21 protein-coding genes are annotated in these 26,273 nt (G+C 36.3%); 13 read left to right on the plus strand and 8 right to left on the minus strand.

Annotated features, from left to right (window positions below; genetic code table 11):
* The first annotated feature begins 16 nt into the window (after nucleotides 1-16).
* From Q3Y49_RS10165 to Q3Y49_RS10195, 7 genes are all read left to right on the plus strand, one after another.
* Nucleotides 17-2,416: an ABC transporter permease gene (locus tag Q3Y49_RS10165; RefSeq protein WP_303268044.1), complete on the plus strand. Its 2,400-nt coding sequence runs from the start codon at nucleotides 17-19 to the stop codon at nucleotides 2,414-2,416.
* A gap of 34 nt (nucleotides 2,417-2,450) precedes the next feature.
* Nucleotides 2,451-4,898 carry an ABC transporter permease gene (locus Q3Y49_RS10170; RefSeq protein WP_303268045.1) on the plus strand — a complete coding sequence of 816 codons (2,448 nt, stop codon included), beginning with the start codon at nucleotides 2,451-2,453 and terminating at the stop codon, nucleotides 4,896-4,898.
* Between the two features lie 31 nt (nucleotides 4,899-4,929).
* The gene (locus Q3Y49_RS10175) at nucleotides 4,930-7,332 is read left to right on the plus strand and encodes an ABC transporter permease (RefSeq protein ID WP_303268046.1); all 2,403 of its coding nucleotides are present in this window, start codon (nucleotides 4,930-4,932) and stop codon (nucleotides 7,330-7,332) included.
* On the plus strand, nucleotides 7,325-7,585 hold the full coding sequence (locus tag Q3Y49_RS10180) for a hypothetical protein (protein ID WP_303268047.1): 261 nt from the start codon (nucleotides 7,325-7,327) through the stop codon (nucleotides 7,583-7,585). The genes Q3Y49_RS10175 and Q3Y49_RS10180 overlap by 8 nt, the downstream gene beginning before the upstream one ends.
* A 33-nt stretch (nucleotides 7,586-7,618) precedes the next feature.
* Nucleotides 7,619-10,015, plus strand: coding sequence for an ABC transporter permease (locus Q3Y49_RS10185; RefSeq protein ID WP_303268048.1), 2,397 nt, complete (start codon nucleotides 7,619-7,621; stop codon nucleotides 10,013-10,015).
* 222 nt (nucleotides 10,016-10,237) lie between these two features.
* A complete protein-coding gene (locus Q3Y49_RS10190) occupies nucleotides 10,238-10,447 on the plus strand; it encodes a hypothetical protein (RefSeq protein ID WP_303268049.1) in 210 nt (69 codons plus the stop codon).
* A gap of 261 nt (nucleotides 10,448-10,708) precedes the next feature.
* Complete coding sequence (locus tag Q3Y49_RS10195) at nucleotides 10,709-13,084, plus strand: ABC transporter permease (protein ID WP_303268050.1); 2,376 nt, start codon at nucleotides 10,709-10,711, stop codon at nucleotides 13,082-13,084.
* 413 nt (nucleotides 13,085-13,497) lie between these two features.
* Here the strand turns inward: Q3Y49_RS10195 and Q3Y49_RS18745 are convergent, their stop codons facing one another.
* Nucleotides 13,498-13,569 carry a YrzI family small protein gene (locus Q3Y49_RS18745; protein ID WP_367892478.1) on the minus strand — a complete coding sequence of 24 codons (72 nt, stop codon included), beginning with the start codon at nucleotides 13,567-13,569 and terminating at the stop codon, nucleotides 13,498-13,500.
* Nucleotides 13,570-13,634: 65 nt separating this feature from the next.
* Here Q3Y49_RS18745 and Q3Y49_RS10200 point away from each other — a divergent pair, with 65 nt between their 5' ends.
* The 3 genes from Q3Y49_RS10200 to Q3Y49_RS10210 all read left to right on the plus strand — a co-directional run bounded on the left by Q3Y49_RS10200 (nucleotide 13,635) and on the right by Q3Y49_RS10210 (nucleotide 16,265).
* The gene (locus Q3Y49_RS10200) at nucleotides 13,635-14,330 is read left to right on the plus strand and encodes an ABC transporter ATP-binding protein (protein WP_303268051.1); all 696 of its coding nucleotides are present in this window, start codon (nucleotides 13,635-13,637) and stop codon (nucleotides 14,328-14,330) included.
* Nucleotides 14,305-15,663, plus strand: a complete 1,359-nt coding sequence (locus Q3Y49_RS10205) for a TolC family protein (protein ID WP_303268052.1) — start codon at nucleotides 14,305-14,307, stop codon at nucleotides 15,661-15,663. Before Q3Y49_RS10200 ends, Q3Y49_RS10205 begins: the two co-directional genes overlap by 26 nt.
* A gap of 284 nt (nucleotides 15,664-15,947) precedes the next feature.
* Entirely contained in the window at nucleotides 15,948-16,265 is a 318-nt protein-coding gene (locus Q3Y49_RS10210; RefSeq protein ID WP_303268053.1) for a hypothetical protein, read from the plus strand.
* 24 nt (nucleotides 16,266-16,289) lie between these two features.
* Here Q3Y49_RS10210 and Q3Y49_RS10215 read toward each other — a convergent pair whose 3' ends face one another.
* Nucleotides 16,290-17,513, minus strand: coding sequence for an alpha/beta hydrolase-fold protein (locus tag Q3Y49_RS10215; protein WP_303268054.1), 1,224 nt, complete (start codon nucleotides 17,511-17,513; stop codon nucleotides 16,290-16,292).
* Nucleotides 17,514-18,081: 568 nt separating this feature from the next.
* Between Q3Y49_RS10215 and Q3Y49_RS10220 the strand changes: the two genes are divergently transcribed.
* Complete coding sequence (locus Q3Y49_RS10220) at nucleotides 18,082-18,816, plus strand: DUF6326 family protein (protein WP_303268055.1); 735 nt, start codon at nucleotides 18,082-18,084, stop codon at nucleotides 18,814-18,816.
* Nucleotides 18,806-19,210: a DUF6326 family protein gene (locus tag Q3Y49_RS10225; RefSeq protein WP_303268056.1), complete on the plus strand. Its 405-nt coding sequence runs from the start codon at nucleotides 18,806-18,808 to the stop codon at nucleotides 19,208-19,210. Before Q3Y49_RS10220 ends, Q3Y49_RS10225 begins: the two co-directional genes overlap by 11 nt.
* On the opposite strand, the gene Q3Y49_RS10230 is transcribed toward Q3Y49_RS10225, so the two are convergent.
* Nucleotides 19,207-19,785, minus strand: a complete 579-nt coding sequence (locus Q3Y49_RS10230) for a Crp/Fnr family transcriptional regulator (protein ID WP_303268057.1) — start codon at nucleotides 19,783-19,785, stop codon at nucleotides 19,207-19,209. The genes Q3Y49_RS10225 and Q3Y49_RS10230 overlap by 4 nt on opposite strands.
* A 700-nt stretch (nucleotides 19,786-20,485) precedes the next feature.
* On the opposite strand from Q3Y49_RS10230, the gene Q3Y49_RS10235 reads away from it, so the two are divergent.
* Nucleotides 20,486-21,418, plus strand: a complete 933-nt coding sequence (locus tag Q3Y49_RS10235) for an NAD(P)-dependent alcohol dehydrogenase (RefSeq protein WP_303268058.1) — start codon at nucleotides 20,486-20,488, stop codon at nucleotides 21,416-21,418.
* Between the two features lie 494 nt (nucleotides 21,419-21,912).
* Here Q3Y49_RS10235 and Q3Y49_RS10240 read toward each other — a convergent pair whose 3' ends face one another.
* The 5 genes from Q3Y49_RS10240 to Q3Y49_RS10260 all read right to left on the minus strand — a co-directional run bounded on the left by Q3Y49_RS10240 (nucleotide 21,913) and on the right by Q3Y49_RS10260 (nucleotide 26,190).
* Nucleotides 21,913-22,767, minus strand: coding sequence for a CPBP family intramembrane glutamic endopeptidase (locus Q3Y49_RS10240; RefSeq protein WP_303268059.1), 855 nt, complete (start codon nucleotides 22,765-22,767; stop codon nucleotides 21,913-21,915).
* 83 nt (nucleotides 22,768-22,850) lie between these two features.
* Nucleotides 22,851-24,023: an alpha/beta hydrolase-fold protein gene (locus Q3Y49_RS10245; RefSeq protein WP_303268060.1), complete on the minus strand. Its 1,173-nt coding sequence runs from the start codon at nucleotides 24,021-24,023 to the stop codon at nucleotides 22,851-22,853.
* Between the two features lie 114 nt (nucleotides 24,024-24,137).
* Nucleotides 24,138-24,350, minus strand: a complete 213-nt coding sequence (locus tag Q3Y49_RS10250; RefSeq protein WP_303268061.1) for a hypothetical protein — start codon at nucleotides 24,348-24,350, stop codon at nucleotides 24,138-24,140.
* 20 nt (nucleotides 24,351-24,370) lie between these two features.
* The gene (locus Q3Y49_RS10255) at nucleotides 24,371-25,435 is read right to left on the minus strand and encodes a serine hydrolase domain-containing protein (RefSeq protein WP_303268062.1); all 1,065 of its coding nucleotides are present in this window, start codon (nucleotides 25,433-25,435) and stop codon (nucleotides 24,371-24,373) included.
* Between the two features lie 89 nt (nucleotides 25,436-25,524).
* The gene (locus Q3Y49_RS10260; protein WP_303268063.1) at nucleotides 25,525-26,190 is read right to left on the minus strand and encodes a hypothetical protein; all 666 of its coding nucleotides are present in this window, start codon (nucleotides 26,188-26,190) and stop codon (nucleotides 25,525-25,527) included.
* Between the last annotated feature and the right edge of the window lie 83 nt (nucleotides 26,191-26,273).

A 26,273-nucleotide genomic window follows, 5' to 3' on the forward strand; every position in this document is an offset into this window, starting at 1 on the left:
TTTAAAATACAAAGCCATGTTGAAAAACTACTTTTTAGTCGCCTTCAGAAATATTTTGAGAAACAAAACGATCTCATTCATTAATATTTTTGGTCTTGCTGTGAGTATGACGGTCTGCCTACTCCTTATTATAATTGTAGGAGATCAATATACTTACGATAATTTTCATGCCGATGAAGACCGAATCTACAGAGTAGTTACTGATCGTATTCAATTGAAGGAATACGAATGGGAAACAGCCACTACTGCCTATCCTTTAGCGGAAATGCTAAAAGAGCAAGCAGGAGTAGAGCAAATGGCGCTATTAAAAAAGAATTTCGAGGGCACAGCTACTTGGAGCCAGGCGGAAATTCCCTTTGAAGGTCTATTTGCAAATAATAATTTTCTGCAAATGTTCAATTTTCCCTTGGCTAAAGGCAACGCAGAAGAAGCACTCACTTTACCCAATAGCATTGTCCTAACCGATAAATTGGCGAAAAAGCTCTTTGCTGATGCAGATCCAATAGGGGAAAGCATTCAGATGGAAGGAGTTGGTGATTTTATCGTAACTGGAGTACTGGAGGAGTTCCCCGGAAAGTCTCATTTTAATTTCGAAGCTTTAGCATCTACTCAAATTTTACCAAGCTTGGAGAAGGACAGCCTCTTATTGGCTCCTCTAACCAGCTGGACGAATATTTACGACAACTATATTTACATTAAAACCTCTGAAGACTTTGATGAAGATGGTCTAAACGAATTCTTTCTAAGCGCTGCTCAATCCAATTATGAAAAAGAGGGAGAATTTGAGTATTTCTTCAAACTGCAGAGTCTGGACGATATCACAATGGGCCCCTTAAAAAGTAATACAATGGGAGTGAGCTTACCTTCTTTTATCATCTACATATTACTAGGATTAGCCATTATTGTGTTGATGTCCGCTTGTTTTAATTATGCTAATCTGACCACAGCCAGAGCGATGAATCGTGCAAAAGAGATTGGTGTCAGAAAAGTTATTGGCGCGGAGAAGAAACATATTATTTTCCAATTTATGGTGGAGGCTTTGCTAATCGCACTCATCGCTTTTGGTTTTGCTGTATTGATGGTCGAATACCTTCATCCTGCCCTAAATAATATGTTTGTGAGTCTGGGAGCACCCATTAGATTTGATAAAGTCAATTATCTCTACTTATGGTATGTAGGCTTTGCCGCCTTCACGGGATTGATTGCCGGAATCGTACCCGCTATTTTCTTTTCCACTACCAATGCATTGGTGGCACTGAAAAAATCTATTAATCTTGAGAATTTAGGAAAGAGAATTGGAATTGCCCGATTCAGCATTAAAAAGTTGCTGGTAGTGACTCAATTTGCTTTTACCATCTTTTTTGTGGTGACGATAATTACCATTTACCAGCAGTTTAATATGGTTTTAACAACTGATCATGGCTTTAAAACTGAGAATATACTCAATGTGAAATTGGATGGGATGGACTATGAAAAGATCAAAAATGAGTTTAGGTCAATTCCGTCTGTTCAAGCGATTTCAGCCACCACCCATTTACCCGCTCTGGGAAGAAATAATGGTGGCGAAGTACAAATTCCTGAAACAGAAGATAGCTTTTTCATAAGTTATTTTGGTGTAGGAGATAATTATTTGAATTCTCTGGATCTAGAGCTTTTGGCGGGCAGAGACTTTCCGGAAAACATGCCTAAGAAAGAACGATTTACCATCATCAATGAATCTGCAGTAGAAAGATTGGGATATGCTAACCTTGATGAAGCCTTGGGACAGCTAATTCAAATAGATGAAACAGAATTAGAAGTGATTGGAGTTTTAAAGGACTTCCATTATGAAAGGATGGATGAACAAATAGGCCCGATGTGCTTGCGATATCTACCCTCATCTGTCAATAGTATGATTGTGACTATTTTAGACCAAAATGAACAGCAAACACTGGCTCAATTGGAAGCGGGATGGAAAAAGCATACGAACAGACCTTTCAATTACACCTATTTCGAGGATGACATGAGTTTGAGCTATGGTCATTATACCGCCATCTTAGCGATTTTAGGATATGTCACCCTCATTGTGGTCTCACTAGCTTGCTTGGGCTTATTAGGGATGGTAATCTTCCATATTCAGAATAAAACCAAAGAAATAGGCATCAGAAAAACTTTAGGAGCTGCAGCTTTTGATATCACCAAAACCGTGACCAGGAGCTTTTTAGTACTGATCGGGATCTCTTACCTGATAGCCGGACCGCTCGCCTACTTCGTCAATAATATGTGGTTGCAAAATAATGCGTACCGAGTAGATTTTGGATTTGCAACGCTGGCATTAGGATTTGTATTGGTACTTGTGATTGTGGCCTTAACAATTGGAAGTCAGGTGTATAAGGCCTTAAGAATTAATCCTGTAGAGTCACTGAGAAGTGAATAACTGAAATTTACGACCCATCTAAAATTGTGAAAACATGTTCAAAAACTATCTAAAAATTGCCTGGAGGAACCTTATCAAGAATAAGCTCTATTCCATTATCAATATTACGGGGTTATCAGTAGGTGTAGCCTGTAGCATGCTGATTTTCTTGTATGTTTCAAATGAACTCTCATACGATGAATTTCATGAAAATCGCATTTTTAGGGCGACTAGAGACTTAAAGATTGGGGACAATGAAGCCAGTTTTCCCTTTACACCGGCTCCTTTAGCTTCCCTGTTAAATACTGAAATACCTGAGGTGAATCAAGCAGTAAGAATCAGAACGGTAGGGTCCTATCTGGTCAAACGTGCTGATTCGGACGAGTCCTTCAAAGAAGAAGGACTGATGTTCGTTGATTCGGGATTTTTCAAGGTGTTTAGCTTTCCACTTTTAGAAGGAAAACCAGAAAGCCAGTTTAGCGGTCCAAATACTATAGCGATAAGTAAGCGGATGGCAAATAAGTACTTCCCTAATCAAAGCGCCATAAATAAATCTTTGATTTTAGATGGAGAAGAAACGTACATGATTACAGGGGTTTTTAAGGATTTTCCGTCAAATTCCCATTTTCAAGCAGATTTTTTGATGTCAATGGCTAACCTAAGCCGAGCCCAAAATACCTCCTTTACCAGTAATAATTTTTACACCTATTTTACAGTCGGTCCTGATGTCGATCCTAAGGTGTTGCGGTCCAAAATTAATAAGGCAGTAAATGTGTATTTAGAACCGGAAATCATGAGGTTTATGGGGAAAAGCTTACAGGAGCTTGAGGCCCTTGGAAATTATTATGTAGTTGAAGTTACAGCACTCAAAGACGTCTATTTGAATTCCGATTTTACAATAGATATCGGGTTGATGGGGAATAAGGACTACATTTATCTTTTTGGAGCTATTGCCATTTTCATCATCATTTTGGCCTGTATTAATTTTATGAACTTATCTACTGCTCGTTCATCCAATCGTTCCAAGGAAATAGGGGTACGGAAGGCTTTAGGCTCTAGAAAATTAAATTTGATTAGACAGTTTCTAGTGGAGTCTACCATGGTGAGTTTTATATCCTTCTTAATGGGGATATTGTTAGTGATCTTGGTTTTGCCAGTTTTCAATAACATTACTGGTAAGAGTTTAGTAATGCCTGATGTCAATTTGCTATTTATTGGGGGCTTGTTTGTGCTGGCCTTGTTTGTTGGGCTCTTAGCTGGGCTTTACCCAGCATTTTATTTGAGTTCTTTTAAACCAGTAGAAACGTTAAAAGGAAAGGTGTCATTAGGTTCTGGTAATGCTTTTATTAGAAGCGGCTTAGTAGTGTTTCAGTTTTTTATAAGTATTCTGTTGATCATTGGAACCATCGCGATTTATCAACAAATCAACTTTATTCAAAATAAGGAATTAGGCTTTAAAAAGGAGCGAGTTTTACTTGTCAATGATGCTTATATGCTTGATGAGCAGCGGCAATCCTTTAAAAAGGAAGTACAGAAACTTCCTAATGTTGAGGATGCTTCTTACAGTGGATTTTTACCTGTGAGTGGCTACAATCGAAGTGATAATACCTTTTGGCGTGAAGGAGAACAGCCAACTGAAGATAACCTGGTCAGTACACAAATCTGGTCCGTTGATCATCAGTATTTGCAGACGTATCAAATGGAAATTATACATGGTCGGAACTTTAGTGCAGAGCTATCAACTGACTCATCTGGAGTAATTATTAATGAAGCAGCTTTTAGAGCTTTTGGCTTTACGGATAGGAACGCAGATAATTATATTCAGACTAACTCCTTTGACCAGGAAACCGGCCAGTTTTCAACTGAAAATTTCGATAAATATAAGGTTTTAGGAGTAGTAAAGGACTTCCATTACGAGTCACTAAAAAATGATATAGGACCATTAGCGTTTATGCTAAGCGATAACAGCAGTATTCTGGCAGTACGATTAGATACGGATGATCTTCAATCCTCAATAAAAGGAATTGAAGCACTGTGGAATCAGTTTGGCTCCAACCTGCCCTTTAATTATGATTTCCTAGATGCGGAGTTTAATGATATGTACAATTCTGAAATCCGTTTAAGTAAGATTTTCACTGTTTTTGCTGGGCTGGCCATTTTCATTGGCTGCTTGGGACTATTTGCTTTAGCTTCCTTTATGGCAGAGCAGCGCACCAAAGAAATTGGAATCAGAAAAGTACTGGGGGCAAGCATTAATGGAATTGTATTTATGCTTTCTAAGCAATTTTCAAAACTGGTAGTGATCGCTTTCCTTATTGCTGTGCCATTGGCATGGTGGGGCATTTCAAGCTGGCTGGAAAGTTATACCTACAGAATCTCAATTGGATGGGAATTGTTTGCGCTATCCGGAATAGCGGCTTTTGTTATTGCCTGGATCACGGTTGCTTATCATTCCATTAAAGTGGCATTGAGTAATCCTGCTAAGGTGTTGAAAAGTGAGTAGAAAATAGTATGTGTCTCCAAAAAATGATCTTATGTTGAAAAATCATTTAAAAATAGCATTCAGAAATATTAGAAAGTTTGGACTTAGGTCATTCATTCACGTCATTGGACTTTCCATTGGGATAGCAGCTTGCTTTGTTGTATATAACTTGGTGAGCTATGAATACAGCTTCGATACTCATCAGAAAGACCGCGATCGAATTTATAGAATCACCTCTGTAACGGGTAATGGAGAGGAGGAGTGGCCTAATCCGGGAACTCCAATTCCGCTAGTAGAAGCTGTTCGAAATGAAATGTCTGCAGCTGAAGAAGTAGTTCCTATTTTTAGTGCTTACAGATTTTTGGTGGAGTCAGCGGATGAAACTGAAAACTTTGGAATCAGTACGAAGGTGGTTTTTGCTGATGAAAAATACTTTTCGCTTTTCGAATATGATTGGTTAGCAGGTTCTCCTTCTAGTGCTTTAGATCAACCTAATGCGGTTGTCCTAACAAATTCAGTTGCTAAAAAATATTTTGGTGAGCAGCCTATAGATGAGATTTTGGGTAAGGAGTTAGTCTATTCCGATACCTTACGAGTAATGGTGAGTGGAATAGTGGAGGACGTAAAGCATAAAACGGATTTGATTTTTACGGATTTCATATCCTATGAGATACTATTGAGCAATAAAGAAATTAGGGCAAAGAGGAATGTAGATGATTGGGGTTCCGTAAGTTCAAATGCTCAGCTTTTTGTCAAGCTTGCGGCAAATCAGAGGGAGAAAGCAGAGGATGAGCTGCTTGCGATTAAAGAAAAATACGTAGAGGCTGATGGGAACTGGACTACTAATTTTGAATTTGAGTCATTTGAGGATTTACATTTTTCGGATACATTCAGTGGGAATTCAGCTGATAGAAGCACTTTGAATGGCTTGATTATTATTGGTTTCTTTATTCTATTTATTGCCTGTATCAATTTTATAAACCTGGAAACTGCTCAGGCTAAATTGAGATCGAAAGAAGTTGGAGTTAGAAAAACATTGGGTAGCTCTAGAAAACAGTTGATTAGTCAATTTTTGGTAGAAACCTATGTTATTATTCTGTTAGCAGTTATTGGCGCTGCATTACTAAGTCAGTTGGCCACATCGTACTTTCAAGAGGTTCTTCCTGCAGATTTTAAATTCGATTATTGGAATATCAACAATGCCCTATTTTTGATCGTACTTTCTATCGTGGTGTTGCTCTTGTCTGGTTTTTATCCCTCCATGATTCTTTCTGGCTATAGCCCAATAAAAGCAATAAAGGAAAAAGGAATAGGGCAGAGGAAGTCTAATTTTCAATACTTCTTGAGGAAAAATCTGATTGTTTTCCAGTTTGGATCTTCCATTGCTTTTATCATCGTAGTATTAGCTATCAATTCTCAGATTGATTTTCTTTTGAACAAGAGTATTGGCTTCAATAAAGAAGCGGTCTTGCATATTTCTACACCCTTCCAGGGAACCCTAGACAAAACCAAATTACTTAAAAACGAATTGGAAGCAATTGCTGGAGTGGAAAAAGTCAGCTTAAGCAGCGATATGATGATTTCTGGATCATTGTGGACTAGCACGGTCGAACATGATTTAAATGGTGCTCCTGAAGAAGTAAGCATGCAATTTAAAACTGCTGATACCAGTTATCTGCCCTTGTATGAAGTTCCGATTTTAGCAGGAAGAAATTATACATTAGATCAATCTGAAATTGTCATTAACGAGGCTGCCCTTGATAAGCTAGGTATAGAAAATGCTAGTGAGGCATTGGGTAAGCAGTTAGACTATGACAGTACATTTCTTTCTGTTGTAGGAGTAATTCCGAATATACACACTCAGTCGCTTCATCAAGCCATCAGACCTATGATAATGGGCTATGATGATAGAAATTTATTTACAGTAAATGCCAAGTTAGCTCCAAAAGTAAATCTAAAAGCTAATGTAGATGCTATGCAGGATGCTTATGACAAAATCTATCCAAATGAAACTAGAGAGTTTCAATTTTTGGATGAGACGGTCGAGAATTTTTACCTAAGTGAAGTCCGATTGAGAAAGGTGCTGCTTTTTTCAACAGTGATCGCCATTTTGATCAGTTGCCTCGGCTTATTTGGTTTGGCTTCTTTTACGATTGCACAGCGAACCAAAGAAATTAGCATTCGAAAAGTTATGGGTGCTTCACTGTCCAATATCCTTGTTTTAATTTCAAAGGAGTATGTGGTCCTTATCGGCTTGGCATTTCTTTTGGCTGTTTATCCGGCTTGGTATTTTATCAGCAACTGGTTAAATGATTTCCAATTTAAAATTGAAATGCCTATCTGGATTTACTTGATATCGGGTGTAATCGCTTTGCTTTTAAGCATCAGTATTGTTGCCCTACATACATGGAAAGCCGCCAACAGAAACCCCGCTAAAGTTTTAAAGGATGAGTAGAGCTAATTTTCAAGCTATTGAAGAGTATTGCTTTACAAAAAGTGAACCTTTGAAAGTTCCTTTATTTGTCGGTATTGGAGAAGATGAAAATGTTACTCTTGAGCAGGCCAAATCGAGTGGGAAAGAATCGATTTTCAATTTAGAAGTAAAAATATTTCCTGGGAATTATTTTTTTATCTTCGATAATAAGAAACTAGTTGCCAATTTTTTGACAAAAAATATAAATCACTATCAACGATTTACATGTGTTTAATAGAATACGAGCTTTCAATCAACACTAGAAAAAATGAAATTACACAATCTGAAGTTTTTAATAAGACGACTACAAAATGATAAGTTTGTAAACATACTAAACTTGTTCGGACTGTCGATAGGGATTGGTGCTTCCATCCTGATTTTACTTTTTATTCAATCTGAGCTAAGCTATGATAGATTCCATAACAATGCAGAAAACATATATAGAATAGAAAAAGATGTTTTGGCAGAAACGGGTGAAAGTCAGTATTGGGTAACTACCACAATAAATTTATTTCCATACTTGATTGGAAATATTCCGCGGTTGAAAACGGGAACTCGAGTACTTCAAAGTCCCACTGAACAAACTATAAGATTTGGAAACAAGAGTTTTAGAGAAGAAGAGATTGCTATAGTGGATAAGACTTTTTTTGATGTTTTTTCATATAAAGCGGTTTCTGGAGATTTAAATCAGGCATTAATTGCACCAAATACAGTTGTAATTACAGAAAATATAGCGAAGAAAGTTTTTGGAGATGAAGATCCTATTGGTCAGGTAATGTATTGCGGAAGATATGGAGAAAATAAAGTAACAGCTGTCATTAAAGAGATGCCAGAAAATTCACACTTTCATTTTGATATTCTTATATCTATGGAAACGATGATAGCCACGGAAGGTGATAGATTTCTAAACTGGAGTAGAAATAGTGTTTATACGTATGTACTAGCTCAAGGCAATATTAACGCAGATGATATTGCCACTGCAATACAAACTTCTATGAAACCATTATTAGATGCTCAAACTAATAATGATTCCAAGATTTCGTATCAAGCTAATCTGGTTACAGATATTCATTTATACTCTCAATCAATACGTGAATTAGAGGTCAATGGAGATATAGTATATATTTATATGTTGGTTCCTTTACTGTTTTTTATAATTTTAATTGCTGCTTCAAATTATGCTAATTTAGTAATAGCTCATTCAACAAAACGACATAAGGAGATATCTCTTAAAAAGATATATGGAGCAGAAAAAGGAGATATATATGGCCAGTTAGTTGGAGAAGCTACATTGATAAGTTCTATTGCACTAATTATCGGTGTTTTTCTGGTGCAATTAGTGTTACCTAAATTCAATGCTACAATAGGTAAATCTCTGGAGTTTATGGATATTTTTAATAATCAATATCTAGTAACTGGTGTGATTCTACTGCCACTAATTATAGGTTGTATTGCCGGAGTCTATCCAGCAAAGGTGTTGTCTAATTTAAGTCCGATAGTAGGCATAAGGTCGTCTCTTACAAATACAGGAAGTTCAATTCCCAGAGTGAGAAGGCTATTGGTTTTATTTCAATTTTGTATATCCAGTTTTTTAATAATAGGATCTTATATCATTATGCAGCAGTTGAATTATGTTAATAGCAAGGATCTAGGATTGGATAAAGAAAATGTACTAATCCTTCCCATAACTCAGTTAGAAGAATCAAATGCTAAAAATAATTTAAAGATTTTATCGAGTAAACTACCAGCTGTAGTGAATGTTAGCGGTGCAACTGAAGTACCGGGAGGAGAGTTCATGATCAACGGAATATCGAGACAAGGAGAAAATGATGAAATGATTCGAGAGGGGGTGAGAATTGTGTGGGTCGATTATAATTTCATCAATACTCTCGGGTTAGAAATCATTCTAGGCAGAGACTTTAGTAAAGAGTTTTCCACTGATTCCACAGAGGCATTTATAGTAAATCAGGAATTAGCTGACAAATTTGGTTGGGAAAATCCGATAGGTAAGAGAATCGAATATCCTCGTATGAAAAAGTCAGGATTTGTAATCGGGGTAGTGAAGAATTTTCATTATGGTTCTTTGAAGAATAAGATAGAACCCGTGTGTTTAACAATTACTAATTACGAAAGATTTCTGTCTATCAAAGTAAAAAGTGATAATATGAGCCAAACACTTAGTGACTTAGAGAATATCTGGGAAAGAGTTGTCGGTAATAAAGAACCTTTTTCATTTTTCTTTCTTGATGATGCCTACAATAAGTTATATAAAACGGAGATAAAGCTCGGGTTTTTAATAAATATACTGACCCTTGTAGCAATAATACTAGCCAGTATTGGCTTATTTGGTTTGTCCATGTTCCTAGCAGAAAATATAAAAAATGAAGTTTCCATTAGAAAGGTATTAGGAGCTGGAACAACTGACATTGTTCGTGTTTTTATGAATAAATTTGTAAGACCAGTACTATTAGGGTATGTAATTTCCATCCCCTTTGCTTATATTGTATTTAGTAGATGGTTGCAAAGCTTTTCATATCAATTTAACATGGGAATATTTACCTTTATTGTTGCCGGCTTATTTTCCATTACAATCGCTGCATTTGTTGTAATTGGTCACTCAATTAAGGTTTCAACAGTAAATCCACTTAATAATATTAAGAATTAAATACTTTTTAATATGATAGTGGCATTAATCCATTCTATGCGAGTGTGTCCGGAAATTGTTTGAGAATACATTAAAATTGAATAGGATGACAGTATATATTTATACGATAATAAAGGTGATGTACTTTTAGATGCTTGCAGTGCTAAAGCAGGTGCTTCAAATATTGGTCAATGTATTTTCGAAATCGGCGATTTACTGAGTATACAATCAAAAAAGATTTCTTTGTACCCATCTCATTTTTTCAGTTTCGACACTGTAGAATATTACCTGAAAAATTTAGTTTCTTTTGCTCCAAATGGATTTGAAAGTACTTGGATTACTATTTCGGGTATAGATGCTAATGGAGCGCAGATAAAAGGAAATTGGCATCAGGAAAATATTAGGGGCTGGGGGATTTCAGATTGTAAAGCTTTTATCGGCCGATTTTACTAAAATAGTAGTGATCGCTATTGTGATTGCTTTACCTATCAGCTATTGGGCAGCGCAAAGCTGGTTGCAAGGCTTTGCTTATAGTATTGAACCTGAGTGGTATTATTTTAAAAGTGTAGAATGCCCGAAATCGGGCGTTACCATTGCAAATTTGAACATTCATTATCCCAAAGTCTTCATTTTCAACTCTTATGGGTACTTTTTATACTATGGCACCTTAATTGGAAAAACAATTAAGGAAATTTTTTAATAAAAACACTGACAATGTTCAAACATAACCTATTGATCATCTATCGCAACTTCAAGCGATTCAAAAGTACTTTTTTCATTAATCTTTTAGGACTCTCCACAGGTATGGCTTGTGCCCTTCTCATTTATTTATGGGTGAATGATGAACTCTCGATGGATAAATTTCATGAGAAGGATGACCAGCTTTATCAGGTATATATGCACCATGAAGAAAATGGAGAAATTCGTTCTGCTCCCAATGTACCGGCACTACTTGCAGATGCTTTGGAGGAGGAAATACCTGAGGTTCTCACAGCGGTGGAAGATACTGACACAGATGAATTTGGTGAAGGTTTTTCATTATCAGTAGGGGAAGACAAAATGAAGGCAAGAGGGAAATTCTCTGGAGATGAATATTTTCAACTTTTCTCATTTCCATTTTTAAGAGGAAATCCTGAGACGGCTTTATCAGACAAGAGCGGCATTGTGTTGACCGAATCCTTAGCGAAAAGGCTATTCGGCACCACTGATGTGATGGGCGAAAGCCTGGAGTGGCAGATTTTGAAATTTAAGGGTCAAGTCAAAGTTTCAGGAGTAATTCAAGACTTTCCGAAGAGTAGTACAGAATCTTTCGAATTTGTGCTCCCTTTCTCGGTTTTTATTGATGATTTGATGGGCCCAGAACGAAATCATTGGGGTAATTATATTGCGCTGACGCATGTGCAATTGGTAGAAGGGACAGATGTGGCAGCGGTTAACAATAAAGTAAGTTCTATAATTAAAGAAAAAGTACCCAATACAAATGTAGAGCCCTTTTTTAAGCAATATTCAAGCAGGTATTTGCATGGAAATTTTGAGAATGGGCAGGAAGTAGGAGGTAGGATAACCTACGTGAGAATGTTCGCTATCATTGCCATATTTGTATTGGCTATTGCTTGTATCAATTTTATGAATTTAAGTACAGCTAGAGCCTCCAGGCGACTGAAAGAAATAGGAGTGAAGAAAACCATGGGAGCCAGTAGAAGGCACTTGGTTTTTCAGCATCTTGGAGAATCAGTCAGCATGACCGTCATTTCATTAGGTGTGGCCTATTTGCTGGTATTTCTATTACTACCACAATTTAACGCAATCACCGGAAAGCAACTAAGTCTGGAGCTGAGTAGCAATTTACTGTTAGCTACGATACTCATCACGCTCTTTACTGGTTTGGTGGCGGGCAGCTATCCTGCTCTATACCTTTCTGGTTTTAAGCCTGTAAGCATTTTGAAAGGCAAATTGACCACATCTACTGGCGAATTATGGACGAGAAAGGGATTAGTAGTTTTTCAGTTTGTGATTTCCATCATTCTCTTGGTGTCAGTTTGGGTTGTATACAAGCAAATTGAATATGTACAGGATAAAAATCTTGGCTATGATCGCCATCATGTGATAAAATTTCCAATTGAAGGAGCAGTAGCTAATCGACTGGAACCCTTCATTAATCAATTAAAGGAGGTCCCCGGTGTGGAGAATGCTTCAGCAACAACACACTCAATAGTGAAAAGTGGTGCTTCTACCACAGGTGTTACTTGGCAGGGAAAGGATCCCGACAGCAATATATTATTTGAGCAGGCTAGAGCATACTACGGATTGATTGAAACATTAGGCATAGAAATGAAAGAGGGAAGGAGTTTCTCAGAAAAATTCGGAGCGGAAGAAGAAAAGATCATATTTAATGAAGCCGCTATTAAGGTAATGGGCCTGGAAGATCCGATTGGCAAGACGGTGACCATGTGGGGAAAAGAAAAACAAATCATCGGTGTGGTAAAGGATTTTCATTTCTCCTCTTTACATGAGGAGGTTTCTCCTATGCTCTTCCATTTTGATAAAAGCTTCATGCTAAGCATTTTCGTAAAGATGCAAGCAGGTAGACCGGATGAAGTGATTCAGGGGATACAATCATTGTATAAAGACTTCAATCCTGGTTTCACATTGAATTATGAATTTCTCGATAGTAACTATCAGGCGCAATATGAGGCAGAACAAAGAGTATCTCTACTGTCTCGATATTTTGCTGGAATAGCTATTATTATCTCCTGTTTAGGTTTGTTCGGACTGGCAGCTTTCACTGCAGAACGCAGACAAAAAGAGATTGGCATCAGGAAGATTTTAGGGGCTGGAGGATTACAAATTGTAAAGCTTTTATCGGCCGATTTTACTAAAATCGTATTGATAGCTATTGTGATTGCTTTACCTATCAGCTATTGGGCAGCGCATAGCTGGCTACAGGGTTTTGCTTATAGCATTGAACCTGCCTGGTACTATTTTGCTGGAGCAGGAGCAGCAGCCTTAGGTATTGCTTGGATCACCATCAGCTTCCAAACCATTAAATCTTTACAAATTAACCCAGCAGACACTTTAAAAGATGAATAGTCTGCCGTAATAGCGTTTTCAAAGTTTGAAATTACCAAAAAGGTTAAATCTGTAAATTGTTTTTAAGGCGAGTCAGATTCAAGTTAATAACTAACACCCCCCAACCCCCCTCAAGGGGGGAGTCGCACGGAATTGATCTTGACTGAAGGTTGATTTTTTGCTAGTAATTTACAAATAGCTATTTAACAAATTATTTGCAACAAAAATAAATCTGTGAGAACTATCCCCTTGAGGGGATTATAGGGGTGTTATTTTTGAGATGTAATCCTTTCAGTTGAGAACAGGAAACCCTTGTTGTATAGAAGAAAAAAGAATAGGAAAGGACTATTTGCAAATGAAATTCAGTGAATTCAACAATAGATTTAGAGTGAATTTAAGAAGAGATTTAGCAAGTGGCAACACTCATTGGAAGCCTAAATTCCGTGTCCGTTTTCGGACGTATTCTCTCGCTTTTGGACAGTAATAGAAAGGAAAAAGGCTTTGATTGGCTGTTAGAGCTAGTAGTCGGTACTGGCACACAAATTGAAAAAACACATTAAAAAATATAGAGATGATACAACTTTCAGATATTGACAAATCAATCTCAAATCGATTTAGCAAACAATTTATATTGAAAGGCATAGACCTTACAGTTGAAAAAGGTGAATTCCTGACCATAATGGGACCAAGTGGTGCTGGAAAATCTACGCTATTGAATATTATCGGTTTATTAGATAATGCTTCTCAAGGGGAATATCTTTTGGATGGTAGCGTGATTCATTCGCTCAATGACAAAAAGAAATCAACGCTCCATAAGGAGTATTTTGGCTTTGTTTTTCAAGCCTACCACCTTATCGATGAGTTGACAGTATATGAAAATATTGAAACGCCCTTATTGTACCGTGGAGTGAAATCTGCTGAACGAAAAAGCCTGGTTGCTGATGTCCTGGATCGATTTGGGATAGTAGCTAAGAAAGATCTTTTCCCAGAGCAGTTATCGGGAGGGCAGCAACAATTGGTGGGAGTTGCACGCGCTATAATTGGAAAACCGGCAATTCTACTAGCAGATGAACCCACCGGGAATCTACATTCCTCTCAATCGAAAATTATAATGGAATTATTCCAAGAGCTTAACACTCAAGGAACTACTATTATTCAAGTAACACACTCAGAAGAGAATGCATCATACGGTTTTAGGATAATCGAATTGGAAGATGGCGCAATTACTAAAGACTATTTGAATGAATCGAAAAATGCAGTACTATAAACGAATTATAATCATCCCTTTCTTACTAATTTGTTCTTCACTTCAAGCGCAAGAAAGCACGAAAATATTAACTTTTGAGGAGGCCATAAAAGTTGGTTTAGAACAAAATATAGCATTGAGAAAGAATGTGAATCAATTGAATGCTCTTTCTATGCAGGAAACGCAATCGAAAATTGATTTTTTACCTTCGGTTTCAGCTAATGTTCAAGCAGCGCGTCAAGGTGGGCAACAGTTTCAGCTGGTGGAAGATGGTTTTGAGATTAATAATGTTCAGGCGAACCGATTGTCAGGAAACCTTTCTGCTTCTGTTGATATTTTCCGAGGACTTGGTAGACTTAATCAAATCAAAATGGCCGATCTAAACTATCAAGCTCAAAGGAGTGCAATTGAAAGAAGTAAGCAGCAAGTAGTATTTGACATCGCACAACAATATTTGCAACTATTACTTGATAAAAAGTTGATGGAGATTTCCTCCAATGCAATTCAAGATCAGAAAAATCAGCTAGAAAGAATAAAAGGCTTTGTTTTGACGGGTTTACGACCCCAAGCAGATGCTCTCGCACAAAAAGCTACTTTAGACCAATTGGAATTATCTTTTATAGAAACAGAGAATACTTACTTATTGGACAAGGCACGTCTGGCACAGACTTTACAGCTTGATTTATTAGAAGATTATGAAGTGTCCGAAGCTTTTGGATCAGCAAGTACATCACTCGAGGCTTACCAATTATCAGAATTGTTTGAATTAGCCATTCAAAATAGATCAGATCTAAAGCAACTAGATTTGCAGCGCCAGGCGACCGATACAAATATTGATTTTTTGAAGTCAAATTATCTGCCCACCTTATCAGCTTTTTATCAATATGGGACACAATATAGCTCCTTGAATTCGCTTGGTATTAGTGAACAGTTATTTGATCTATACCCCAATAATACTGTTGGACTGAACTTAAGTATTCCTTTATTCAGTAATTACGTGAACAAATCAAGAGTTGCAACAGCACAAGTAGAATTGGCCAATAGCCGACTTGATGTGGAGGACCTTAAAAGAACCATATTTCAAGATGTACAAAATGCGTATTTAAATTTCAATGCAGCTGTTAAAAGAGTTGAGGTGAGTGAATCAGTATTGAATTCTGCTCAAGAGGCCTATAAGATGCAAAATGAGCGGTATGCGGAAGGAATAGCAAATCTTTCAGACTTATCAATTGCACAGCAAGCTTTAATCACGGCACAGGCTAATCTAGAGCAGGCAAAATTCACTTTATTATTTCAGCAAACTATCCTTGATTTTCATACTGGAGTCTTGCAAGTTGAAACACTGAACCAATAAGGGATTTAAGGTACGACATTTCGTTTCGGTTTATTTTTGAAATCATTCAGGCTAATTTATAAATACCATAGTAATGTAAAGAAGGAGCTCAATAGCAATTGTATGACTCGAAATGACATGAAACTAGCTTTTGGGATAGATTTAACAATCTTTAAATCCCATTGGGGAGGATAATTTGAAATATGCGGTGGACAGATTTCTCAAGTTGTATTTAACAAAATGTATAAATATCCGTTTTATTTAGAATTTATTTAAATAAATAGTTAGCCTAAAATTAGTGGAAAATGGTACTTATACACATTGTAACCGATAATGAGGAACAAGCAATTGAAATTACTGATTTGTTAATCGAAAAGAAGCTTATCCTGAATGCTTTAATGATTGAAAAGGCTAAAATGCGTAAACGCTTGAAAGACGGTACTTTTGAAACTCACCCGCAGACCTTAGTTATAGGAAAAACAAAGGGCTTGCTTTTCAATGATATCGATTTGCTGCTACGCGAAAAATATGGGAAGATGATGCCAACCTTATACTCTATTGCCATTGTAAATATGGATTGGGACCAAGCTGATGAACTGATGGCAGAGACGCTAAAGATTTAAAATATTTTTCGTCTCGCTTTGAGCTTACTCTTTGCCGTAAAAATAGACTAGAATATCATCTAATTGGGCAGCCCAAGCTCCCCAGCTGTGACCTTCATTAACGGTCATCAATTCAATATTTAAAGCTTTAGATTCATAGATTTCTTTCATTTTTATTGCATTTTCAAGCCCGTCATTGAAGGTGCCAGCAGTCATAAAAATTTTAGTATCAGAATGTTCAGCTGCTTTTACGATATCATAAATCTGATTGGCTCGGTACCAATAAGCAGGGGATTGAATAGCAATATTTTTGAAATGCTGAGAGGCTTTGGCTCCAAAATAGGATGAATTGATTCCACCAAGTGAGGTGCCTAGAATAGCTCTTTTGTCAGCTTGAGAATCGGTTTTGTATTGTGTATCAATTTGAGGAATCAGTTCCTCAGTGACAAAATCCAGATAATTTACATTTATAGGGTACTCGGATTGTCTGCGGTTTGTATTCAGGTTATTCGGATCTCGTGGATCAATAAATACAGTCAGAATTGGCTGTAGAGATTCATCTGCAATCAAGTTATCCAGTACTGTAATCATATTGCCTAATTTCTCATCGCTATACTCGTGGCCATCAGTGACATAGATAATAGGAAGGTCTTTCAAATTTTCATAATCTGCAGGGAAGTAAACTTGGTATGCAATTTCATACTGTAATTGGTTACTGAAAATTTGAAAAGACTCGACCGTTCCTCTTTGAATTCCTGCAGCAGTTTCTAAAGCACTCTCAGCTTCATATTCGGGCATTCTTAATTCAGAATTAGGTCCAAAACCACTCCACTGCTGGTGCTCGTTTTGAGGATCCAAAATCCAATTACTACCATTTACAGTAATTTTATAGTCCAAACGGGCATCTTTAGGAAATACCGATGACCAATACCATAATTTGGTACCTTCTATATTTGTGCCGTCATTCTTAAAACTTTGGTCTTGAGACCATGAATTGAAATCTCCATTCCAGCTCACTTCTTGAGCATCTTCGAAATAAAAGAAAACGGCAAGACTATCTTTTGTATAGGGAATGCTGTTGTTGTTTTTCATTTCATTCCAGAATTCTTGAGTAGCGTCTTTTCGCTCTTGTTCAAATTCTATTGCTGAGATCGAATCGAGTTTTTCAAGTATAGTTAAATCTACTTCCAGAAGAGTTTGAAGTTCTTGGTCTTTGCAGGAAGTCACAAATGAACTAAATATTAGTAAAATAGGGAGGAGTGTTCTCATCTTAATAGAAAAGGGGTATTTATTTTAGTTAGCAATGATAGGAAATATTTTTGGCATTTATAAAAAGCGATGAGGATATCTGAATAGATGCAGTAACTTGAAAGGTAGTGAAGCAGGAGTTGAAACTACCTATCAGGTCTAAACTGATTGATTATTGGTCTTACATATTATAATTGTGCATCACAATCTGATTAAAGATTTGAACCAGATTTGCGTTTTAGATTAAAGATTTGAACCATTTGTTTTTAATTATTGATGTGTCCTCTGAATAAAGTTTATCTACCACAAAAGGACTTTAATTGACCTTTAACTTACTACTGAAGTAAAACTTATAATGATATATTGAGCAATGAGGGCATTCAAGCACATTAGATGTGCGTCCAATACAATGATTTTTTTGGGGACCATACTTTCTTAATAGGCGAATGGTTTTCCGAATAGCTATTGTTAATTACTGGCTTTATCTAGTACCAAAAAGTTTAGGTTTAGTAATTCCTTTCTTAACCAAAGTCAATGATAATGATATCCCAGCAGATTTACTTTGTACTATCATAAAAGTAAAAAGAAAATGGATATCAGAAAACAGATCATTTTAATGTTGAGCGGAATACTTTTGAACCTATCATGTTTTGCTCAGGAGGGTAGATTGGCTGTACAGTTCAATCGACATAGTAGTCCTAGTAATTTTGAATTTAAGAACAATTTAAAATTCGAGAAGAAGCTTTTTTTAGCTGATAAGCTAGAATGGAACAAGAAAAAGGATTTTCAAAGTCAATACCAGTCGAATACATGGGATAATTTAAACTTGGAAGTGGGAGTTTCAAGTGCGATGATAGTTCAAGCTAATAATAATCTGAAGCTTACAAATCAGTTGCAATCAGAACCTTTTCTTAAAAACAGGCGCAATCTATATTCAAGTATGTGGGCATTCGCTTCTTTGAATTACTTGTATGCAGATTTAGTAGGTTTGATGGATGCCAATATTCATGCACAATATGAAGCCGGCTTAGTAGAAGGAACCAAGATTACACCTGAATTTTTATCAGTTGCAGCCGTTTTTATGCAAATCCCAATATCTAATGTGTTTTTACCTCACCTCATAAAAGATGAAAAGACCTTGCGTTGGGTGCAAATAGCCTCAGGCACAGTGATGACCTTGGTGCAGGCTAGTACTTTATTTATTGGGAAACCCACCCCACATTATACTGTATTTTCGGCATTTGAAATTGCTGCTACTACCTTCATAACAATAGACGCTATTAAATGGAAAGTGAAATCTAAAAAGGAAAGAAATGAAAAATAAAAAAGAACTCTTAAGCGTCCTTTGGATATTTGTGACCTTAAATTATTTGTATTGTGATTTGATTGGTTTAATGGATTCAAGTCTGCTAAAGCAGTATTTAACAGGAACCGTAGAAGGACTGGTGATTAATGAAAGCTTCCTCCTTTATGCAGGTATATTAATGGAGATTCCTATCGCGATGGTTTTGCTTTCTAGAATATTAAAAAGAAAAGCAAATGCAATAGCCAATATTTTTGCAGGCAGTGTAAAGACTTTAGCCATGGTAGCCTCTTTATTTGTTGGGACATTTACGAGCTATTATTTATTCTTCGCAGTGATAGAAATAGTAACTACTGTTTTTATTGTGGGATATTCCATTCAATGGTTCAGACAAAAGAGTAGCGCAATAGATTAATCCTTTTGCGCTAGTTTTTTTCTGATTCTACTAAGGGATTCAGGTTTAACCCCAATATATGAGGCAATATCGTATTGAGCTACTCTTTGGAAAATATCTGGTCTTGCAGCCAAAAGCTTTAAGTATCGGTTTTCTGGCTTATCAGTAAGATGAGAGACCATCTGTTCTTGTTGCTCCTTAAAAACGGTCTCCATTATTTGACGAGAAACCCTTTCGAATTTCGGAAACTGTTTAAATAGTTCAATTGCCTTGTCTTCATCTCCAATTACAACAGTGGTATCTTCCACACATAACAAGTTATACTTGGAAATTGATTTACCTTCCACGGTTTCAAAATTGATGATCCACTGCTCTTCGTTGAAGAAATTTGTAGTGACCTCATTTCCGTCAACATTTTTATATTGTCTAACCATCCCTTTCATCACAAGAAAACTCTCGTTTTCGTATTGGCCTTCTTTGATTAAGAAGCTTCCTTTCTCAAAAGTTTTTAGCAACATACTTTCTGAAAGAATTTTGCTCTCCTCGGATGAAAGATTTGTAATCTTTTTAAAATAATTTATTACGCTTTCGGTCATTAGTTTGTGCTGCTATAAGTCAAGTTCTAAGCAAAATACTTAAACTTTTCTTTAATTAATAAATTGAAAGCAACCTAGTCATTAATTTGGATTTGGGAAATCTATTTATGCTAATTCTTAAAACCCATCAGTTTAGTCAAGCGGGATAGGATTAGCTATTTTTCTATCCAAAGATTTTCAGGATATCTCAAAGCTGAGGCTATCACATTAGACCTGCCACTTCCTTTCTCATTAAATCTGTCTAGTGTTACTCTACCAATTTTCCGTCCTTCTATAAAGACAGGCTGATGTCTCCCCAAAGAACTGGACAGTAAGTTTAGTTTTAAAGACTATTAAAATCACTGATCTGACATGTAGAAAATCTGTCTGCCGACAGACAGGTTTACAAGCAAGTTTAAACCAAGGTGGCGCAAGAAGCAGGTTCGCTTTGACCTGGTCAGTTTCCAATACTATAATGAGGAAAAAAGGCATTCAAGCATCGAAGATAAGCGTTCAAAGAAGGTGATTTTTTCTTTTAGGCCACCCCGTTAATCAATGAGGGTGTCCTAAAAGAAAAAGGTTTTCTAAGAAAATGCAAGTACATGTCCTCTAGGTCGGGGAGAGCTAGATCAAAGTCTTGCACTTCTTAACCCAAATCAATGAAATTGAAATGCACCATTAATAACTTTGTTACCATAATGATACACTAAAAAATAAAATTATGAGAGCAATTGAATGTTTAAAGTATGGGGGTTCTGAAAACTTAGTATTAACGGAATTTGAGAAGCCAACACCAAAGGATAATGAAGTGCTTATAAAAATTAAAGCTACCTCGGTAACAACAAGCGATGTTCTTATTCGAAGACTGAACGAACCAGCGGTTTCGAGATTTATTCTACAGATGATTTTTGGTTTCGGTAAACCAAGAAACCCAATTTTGGGAATGGTTTCTTCGGGTATTATTGAAGCCAAGGGGAAGGAAGTAAGCAAGTTTAATGTAGGCGATGAGGTATTTGCATATGGTTCGGTTTCACCAACAAAACGTCTTTTTGGTTCTTATGCAGAGTACATCTGCTTGCCTCAGGACTGGAATATTGCGCACAAACCAAACAACAAAAGTTTTCAAGAATCAGCAGCCATTCCTTACGGTGGATTACTTGCTTCTCATTTATTGAAGAAGACTTCGATTAAAAATGGAGACAAAGTACTGATATATGGCGCTTCGGGTAGTATTGGAACCATGGCGATTCAATTGGCAAAGCATGCTGGTGCGCACGTTACAAGTGTTTGCAGCAGCAAAAACTTTGATTTAGTGAAGTCTTTGGGTAGCGATGAAGCGATTGACTATAGGGTAGATAATGCCGAATCGCAACTTTCAACATACAAATATGTTATTGATGCCGTAGGTAACAATAAGTCTTCGGCACTCAAAGAAGCAAGTAAAAAAGCAGTGACATCTGAAGGAAAATACATCTCCATCGATCATGGAACGCCATTAACTCCTAAAGAGGCATTTATGAATTTAAAATCCTTGGCGGAGCAAGACAAGATCACAGCTGTCATTGACAGAGTTTATCCCTTGGAGAAAATAGCGGAAGCACATGAATATGTGGAAATGGGACATAAACGAGGTAATGTGATTATAACTGTGTAAGCTAGCTAAATCGTATTTCATTTCAGAACAAATAATAGAAAGCCTACAATTCATCCTTAAATTGTCCTTACTGTACCAAGAACTCACATTTATTGAATTGCTTTGTTTGCATACTCTCGGCAATGGCCTCTGCTTTTTCTTTTGAAAGCGGAGGTATTCTTGAAAAATAGTCTACAAATTTGTTTTCCATGAGTTCATTCCGAATCCTTATTTAATAATGTTTAAAACAATTTTTCTTAGGTTTTATGTCTTCCTCAGGTTGTTTGTAAAGTATGTGCCTTTACAAACACAAAGCTCCAAATTACCAATTTGCTAAATATTTTCTTAAATGTAATCATTTTCGATTTTAGCACCATCTGCTCAATGACCTATATTTAGTGTGTGTGCCGAGTATGGGTATCTGATATCGAAGATACCATATTATTCCAGAGGGTGCTAGGCGCACTGTGGGCTTATGGCTCACGGCCGACTCGATTAGGCCCTGCGTTTTTCAGTTACAATTTATCTTTAATTGCTTTTCTCCAAAAGTAAATTCCAAAAACGAAAGTCACAATTGCAAACATAATTCCGTTTTCACCAAGCCAATGTTCAGTTCCAACAGTTTTCATTGTTAGAGGGGGTAATAATTTTTGAATATACACATTGCTCACTGCGTGAAAAATTACTGCTGGCCATAGACTTTTAGATTTAAAAGTGTAGTATGTCATAATAAATGACATAGAAATAATCACGATAAAGAATGTTATAAATTCCAATAGCACATTATTACTATAGTAAACAAGCAGCGGCCAGTGCCAAGCAGCCCAAATAAATCCACTAAAGAGAGATACACCAGTAAATGAAAGTACCCTTCTCAATTCACAGATAAAAAAGCCTCTCCATCCAATTTCTTCTCCTAAAGTTGTTGCTGATGCTCTTACTACTTCTACAGTACCTATTAAAATAATGGCTATTATTGTTATTGCCGTTGGATTTAACGTTCCTATTCCAAACAAACCAAGTTCTTTTCCCCAGTCTAAAATCACTTCTTCATTGGCTAAACTTCCAAATCCGAAACTCCAGATTAGTATATAAGTGATTAATCCATATAAGGCAGGAATGAAATAAGACCATCGGATATATTTCCAATTTCCCCAATTCCAATTCAGAGATGAAATTTTACGCCCTTTTATTTTTAAGGTGATAAATGCAGCAATAGCAGGACACCACATGATTGCTCCAACATATATCCGCGATGGATATAATTTTACAATGGCATAATGGAAAGGTGAAGTAAGCGCAAATACGAGAGCGAGAAATAGAAAGATCGTTTTCCAGACTTCTTTACGTTCCGATAAATTTTCTAGCATTTAGTTTTCTGGTTAGTTTGTTTTTTTGCAATTACTTTCACAAGTTATCCCGCATTTGCTAAAGCGGATGTTACCAATCGTATTTATTTTCTATTGCTTAATTCTTTTATTTTCACTCTGGCGTGTTCATTACTAGGGTTTAGCTCAAGAGATTTTTCATAATTTGCGATGGCTTTTTGAGTATCACCTAATATTTCATAAGCTTCTCCAAGACTATCATAGGAATTAGATGATTTAGGGTAGTTTTCTACATTCAATGTGAAGAATTCTAATGCCTTGGCTTTGTCTTTATCATTTCCACTTCGTATCATTCTGTAACCTAATTGGTTTACAAGATATTCAGGAGGTTGGAAGTCCCATGAAAGTCGCTTAGAAAGTGTTTGAAAATGCCTAGTTAGTTGATCTTTATCTTTCACATCACGATAGGAAATCCCATAGCCTTTAAAAATTGCAGAGATTCCATTATGAAAAGCAATGATTGGAACTGAGCTATGGTCTTCATTATCAAAGTATTCTAATTTTGCAGGCAATTCGCCTTTGCATTTGCTATTCAATGCTTCATATAACCGTACATGCCGATCACGATTTCTGATGTTCCTTTTGCCCCAATTGGCAGTGGCTATGTAAATAAATCTTTCAAATGGTCGTTCTGTCAGTGAATCTAATTTTTTGTCCATGGTTTCTGAATCCCACGTCCCAAAACTGGGGTCAACTGCAATAAATGAACTGAAAACTGTCTTTTCTTTCATATAGGTATGAGTGGCCAACAAACCTCCTAAGGAATGTCCAAAAAGCATTCTATATGGACTAGTCCTAAACTTTTGATCTAGTTCAGGTATAAGTTCCTCTTCCAAAAAACTCAGAAAGCTATCTCCGCCACCTGTATTATTCTCTCTGACTGTAATGACTTTGTCTGGCGTGTAGTCTCTTCTTCTATCAACATTTTGAATACCCACCACAATCATTTCTGGAATTGTCAAGCTTCTGTACGCATTAGAACTCATGTAGTTTACGATTCCTGCTATGGGCTTAAAGTGCGAGTTTCCATCAAGCACAATAAGCACTGGGTATCTCTTGTGGGATGATGCTTCATCATGGTATGAATCAGGAATACTAACCCAATACTCTCTATCTTCATTCAAGATATTAGACCTAAGTGAATGTTTTGTGCCGATTACAATTTGTCCAGCATCTTGTGATTTTACCTGATTAATACCTATCAGTAAAAGTAGTACTGCAATGATATTTTTATTCATTTTGTTAATTTTTATATGTTTGTGAAGGCACATACTTTACAGAAGTTAAAGTATTTTCTTTTCGTTTATATCATGGTTTCTATGGTATATTTCATTTTGCTTCTGAAATTCTTCTCATTCATAACCATATACTTTGCCCAGAGAATCCCTTATTCGAATAGGTTCCTGTTCAGTCCTCCAAATGGTATCCAGCATGGCCACCAGTTCCTCTGTATCAATCTCGGCCGTTTTAGCAGCTTTCGTAAAATCACTATTTTGCTTTTTTGCTTGATTACAAGAGGCTAGTATAAATATGCTTAAAATCATTATGTAATTTACTATTCTCATAATAGTCTTAGGGTTATTTTTTAATTTGGATTGTAGATTTCAACAGCCTTCCTAATCACATTCATTTGTGTTTGAATGCTATTTCTCCGTCTATAATCGCTTTTTGTTTTAAAAGCTAGGACAACATCTATTTCTGGATATACAGTAATGTTTTGTCCTAATGCACCTTGAGCTGAATAAGCATTTTTTAATCTAGCGTCTTCTGTGTTTTCTATTAACCACCACATATATCCATATCCAAGATCAAGGCCGTCTTCTTTTAGAACAGGTGCATTTTTCTGGGCTTCAAGATAAGAGGTTCTTTGAGTAATCATTTCCTCTACCCAATTCTGTGGTACAACTTGCTTTTCTTTCCATTTACCCTTTCTCAACATCAACAAACCTAAACGAGCCATATCCCTTGTTGATAACCATATATGATAGGCTGGAAACTTCGACACTTCCAGATTCCCATTTTTTATTTGCAAAGATCTCTCCCAGTCTTGCATTTCAAGAGGTTCTACTAACTGTGCCTCTATTTCATCATAGATATTTCGATTCGTTTCTTGTTCGAAAATATATCCGGCCAAATTAAAATCCCAATTACTGTATAGCCAATAACTACCGGGTTTAACAGATCCTCTTTCAGGTGCAAGTCTTCTGAAATCACCACCATTTGAGCCAGGTAAGAAAACTCCTGAACGTGCTGATATTAAGTCTTTGATAGTTGCTGATTGTTCAAGTTCAAGAAATGGAGTATGGTCTTCAATTTTCAATTCTTTAAGTGACTTATCAAGGTCAATGACTCCATTTTCCACATATTTCCCATAAAGAATAGCCAATACACTTTTTCTACATGATGCGATATAGCTGTTTTCTTCTAAGTCCCCGAATTCAAGTACAACCTGTCCTTTATGAATAATGACCAGTCCAGTAATATAGGTGCTATCAATTATATAGCGAGTGAAAGTTCTACTATCTGCATCACCCCAACCTGCTTCCACCGGATTTTGATGAGTTGCCCAATTTATGTCTGGATAAATTTGAGCTTCACTAGAACAGCTTAATAAAATGGATGATACAAATAATATTAAAGTGATTCTCATAGTTCGTTTTAATAAATGCCAACGGTGAGTATATGAAGCGTAGCGACCGAAAGGGAGCTATGATTTCATATATAGTGTTAGCAAACGTTTTAATTAGTCTTTTCTATCAATGGATTTCGTATCATAAATATTCCAATCCATAAAAACCAAAATATTTGACCAATTCCAAAAACCTCTGTAAAAATATCTAATGGATAAATTGTTAATATTCCTGCTACTCCAACTAGAATACCCAAAAAAATTAGTGGTTTAGAAAACAAATGCCCTTTCAAGGCAGCTAGACTTAATAATAATACCCAAATTCCTCCAACTATTTCATTTCCACCACCAAGCCCTTCTGTAATGATATTAGTAGCGGAAAAAACTAACATTGCATTTTCAGGCTCTTTACTTCCCATTTCAATGATAGCGTTGAGACTTATATTATCTATCATCCCACCTGCAATAACCAACCCAGCCCAAATTACACCAAAAACAGATGTTATTTGTGAACTAATTAGTGAATAAGTTTTTAATCGATGGTAGATTGCAATAACCAATACTACCAATACTATCCCAAATAAAATATAGCTGGTAAAAGTCAATAATGAAAAAGTCAGGTGATTCTCTGTTAGGAAGTTAAGTCTTTCATTTGCACTGGCAGTAGCATCTGGATATACTAGTATAGCTCCGTAAATAATGAAGGCAACGATATATATAAGTCCCTCAAAAATTGCGCAAGCCCCACCTATTTTTTGTAATTCTTTTTCATTCATATTTTTTGTTTTTTGAGTAAAAAAATTCAGAAACTATTTTGCTACTGCATTTTGCTTAATGTTTGCTAACAATTGAATAAACG

This window comes from Marivirga harenae, assembly GCF_030534335.1.
Lineage (GTDB): Bacteria > Bacteroidota > Bacteroidia > Cytophagales > Cyclobacteriaceae > Marivirga > Marivirga harenae.

Bases quoted from the DNA above. Each gene is read 5' to 3' on its own strand.
- Q3Y49_RS10165 (WP_303268044.1), top strand. From the start codon at position 17: ATGTTGAAAAACTACTTTTTAGTCGCCTTCAGAAATATTTTGAGAAAC.
- Q3Y49_RS10180 (WP_303268047.1), top strand. From the start codon at position 7,325: ATGAGTAGAGCTAATTTTCAAGCTATTGAAGAGTATTGCTTTACAAAA.
- Q3Y49_RS10185 (WP_303268048.1), top strand. From the start codon at position 7,619: ATGAAATTACACAATCTGAAGTTTTTAATAAGACGACTACAAAATGAT.
- Q3Y49_RS10200 (WP_303268051.1), top strand. From the start codon at position 13,635: ATGATACAACTTTCAGATATTGACAAATCAATCTCAAATCGATTTAGC.
- Q3Y49_RS10250 (WP_303268061.1), bottom strand. From the start codon at position 24,350: ATGAGAATAGTAAATTACATAATGATTTTAAGCATATTTATACTAGCC.
- Q3Y49_RS10260 (WP_303268063.1), bottom strand. From the start codon at position 26,190: ATGAATGAAAAAGAATTACAAAAAATAGGTGGGGCTTGCGCAATTTTT.
- Q3Y49_RS10205 (WP_303268052.1), top strand. From the start codon at position 14,305: ATGAATCGAAAAATGCAGTACTATAAACGAATTATAATCATCCCTTTC.
- Q3Y49_RS10170 (WP_303268045.1), top strand. From the start codon at position 2,451: ATGTTCAAAAACTATCTAAAAATTGCCTGGAGGAACCTTATCAAGAAT.
- Q3Y49_RS10245 (WP_303268060.1), bottom strand. From the start codon at position 24,023: ATGAATAAAAATATCATTGCAGTACTACTTTTACTGATAGGTATTAAT.
- Q3Y49_RS10215 (WP_303268054.1), bottom strand. From the start codon at position 17,513: ATGAGAACACTCCTCCCTATTTTACTAATATTTAGTTCATTTGTGACT.
- Q3Y49_RS10235 (WP_303268058.1), top strand. From the start codon at position 20,486: ATGAGAGCAATTGAATGTTTAAAGTATGGGGGTTCTGAAAACTTAGTA.
- Q3Y49_RS10240 (WP_303268059.1), bottom strand. From the start codon at position 22,767: ATGCTAGAAAATTTATCGGAACGTAAAGAAGTCTGGAAAACGATCTTT.
- Q3Y49_RS10225 (WP_303268056.1), top strand. From the start codon at position 18,806: ATGAAAAATAAAAAAGAACTCTTAAGCGTCCTTTGGATATTTGTGACC.
- Q3Y49_RS10210 (WP_303268053.1), top strand. From the start codon at position 15,948: ATGGTACTTATACACATTGTAACCGATAATGAGGAACAAGCAATTGAA.
- Q3Y49_RS10230 (WP_303268057.1), bottom strand. From the start codon at position 19,785: ATGACCGAAAGCGTAATAAATTATTTTAAAAAGATTACAAATCTTTCA.
- Q3Y49_RS10220 (WP_303268055.1), top strand. From the start codon at position 18,082: ATGGATATCAGAAAACAGATCATTTTAATGTTGAGCGGAATACTTTTG.
- Q3Y49_RS10175 (WP_303268046.1), top strand. From the start codon at position 4,930: ATGTTGAAAAATCATTTAAAAATAGCATTCAGAAATATTAGAAAGTTT.
- Q3Y49_RS10255 (WP_303268062.1), bottom strand. From the start codon at position 25,435: ATGAGAATCACTTTAATATTATTTGTATCATCCATTTTATTAAGCTGT.
- Q3Y49_RS10195 (WP_303268050.1), top strand. From the start codon at position 10,709: ATGTTCAAACATAACCTATTGATCATCTATCGCAACTTCAAGCGATTC.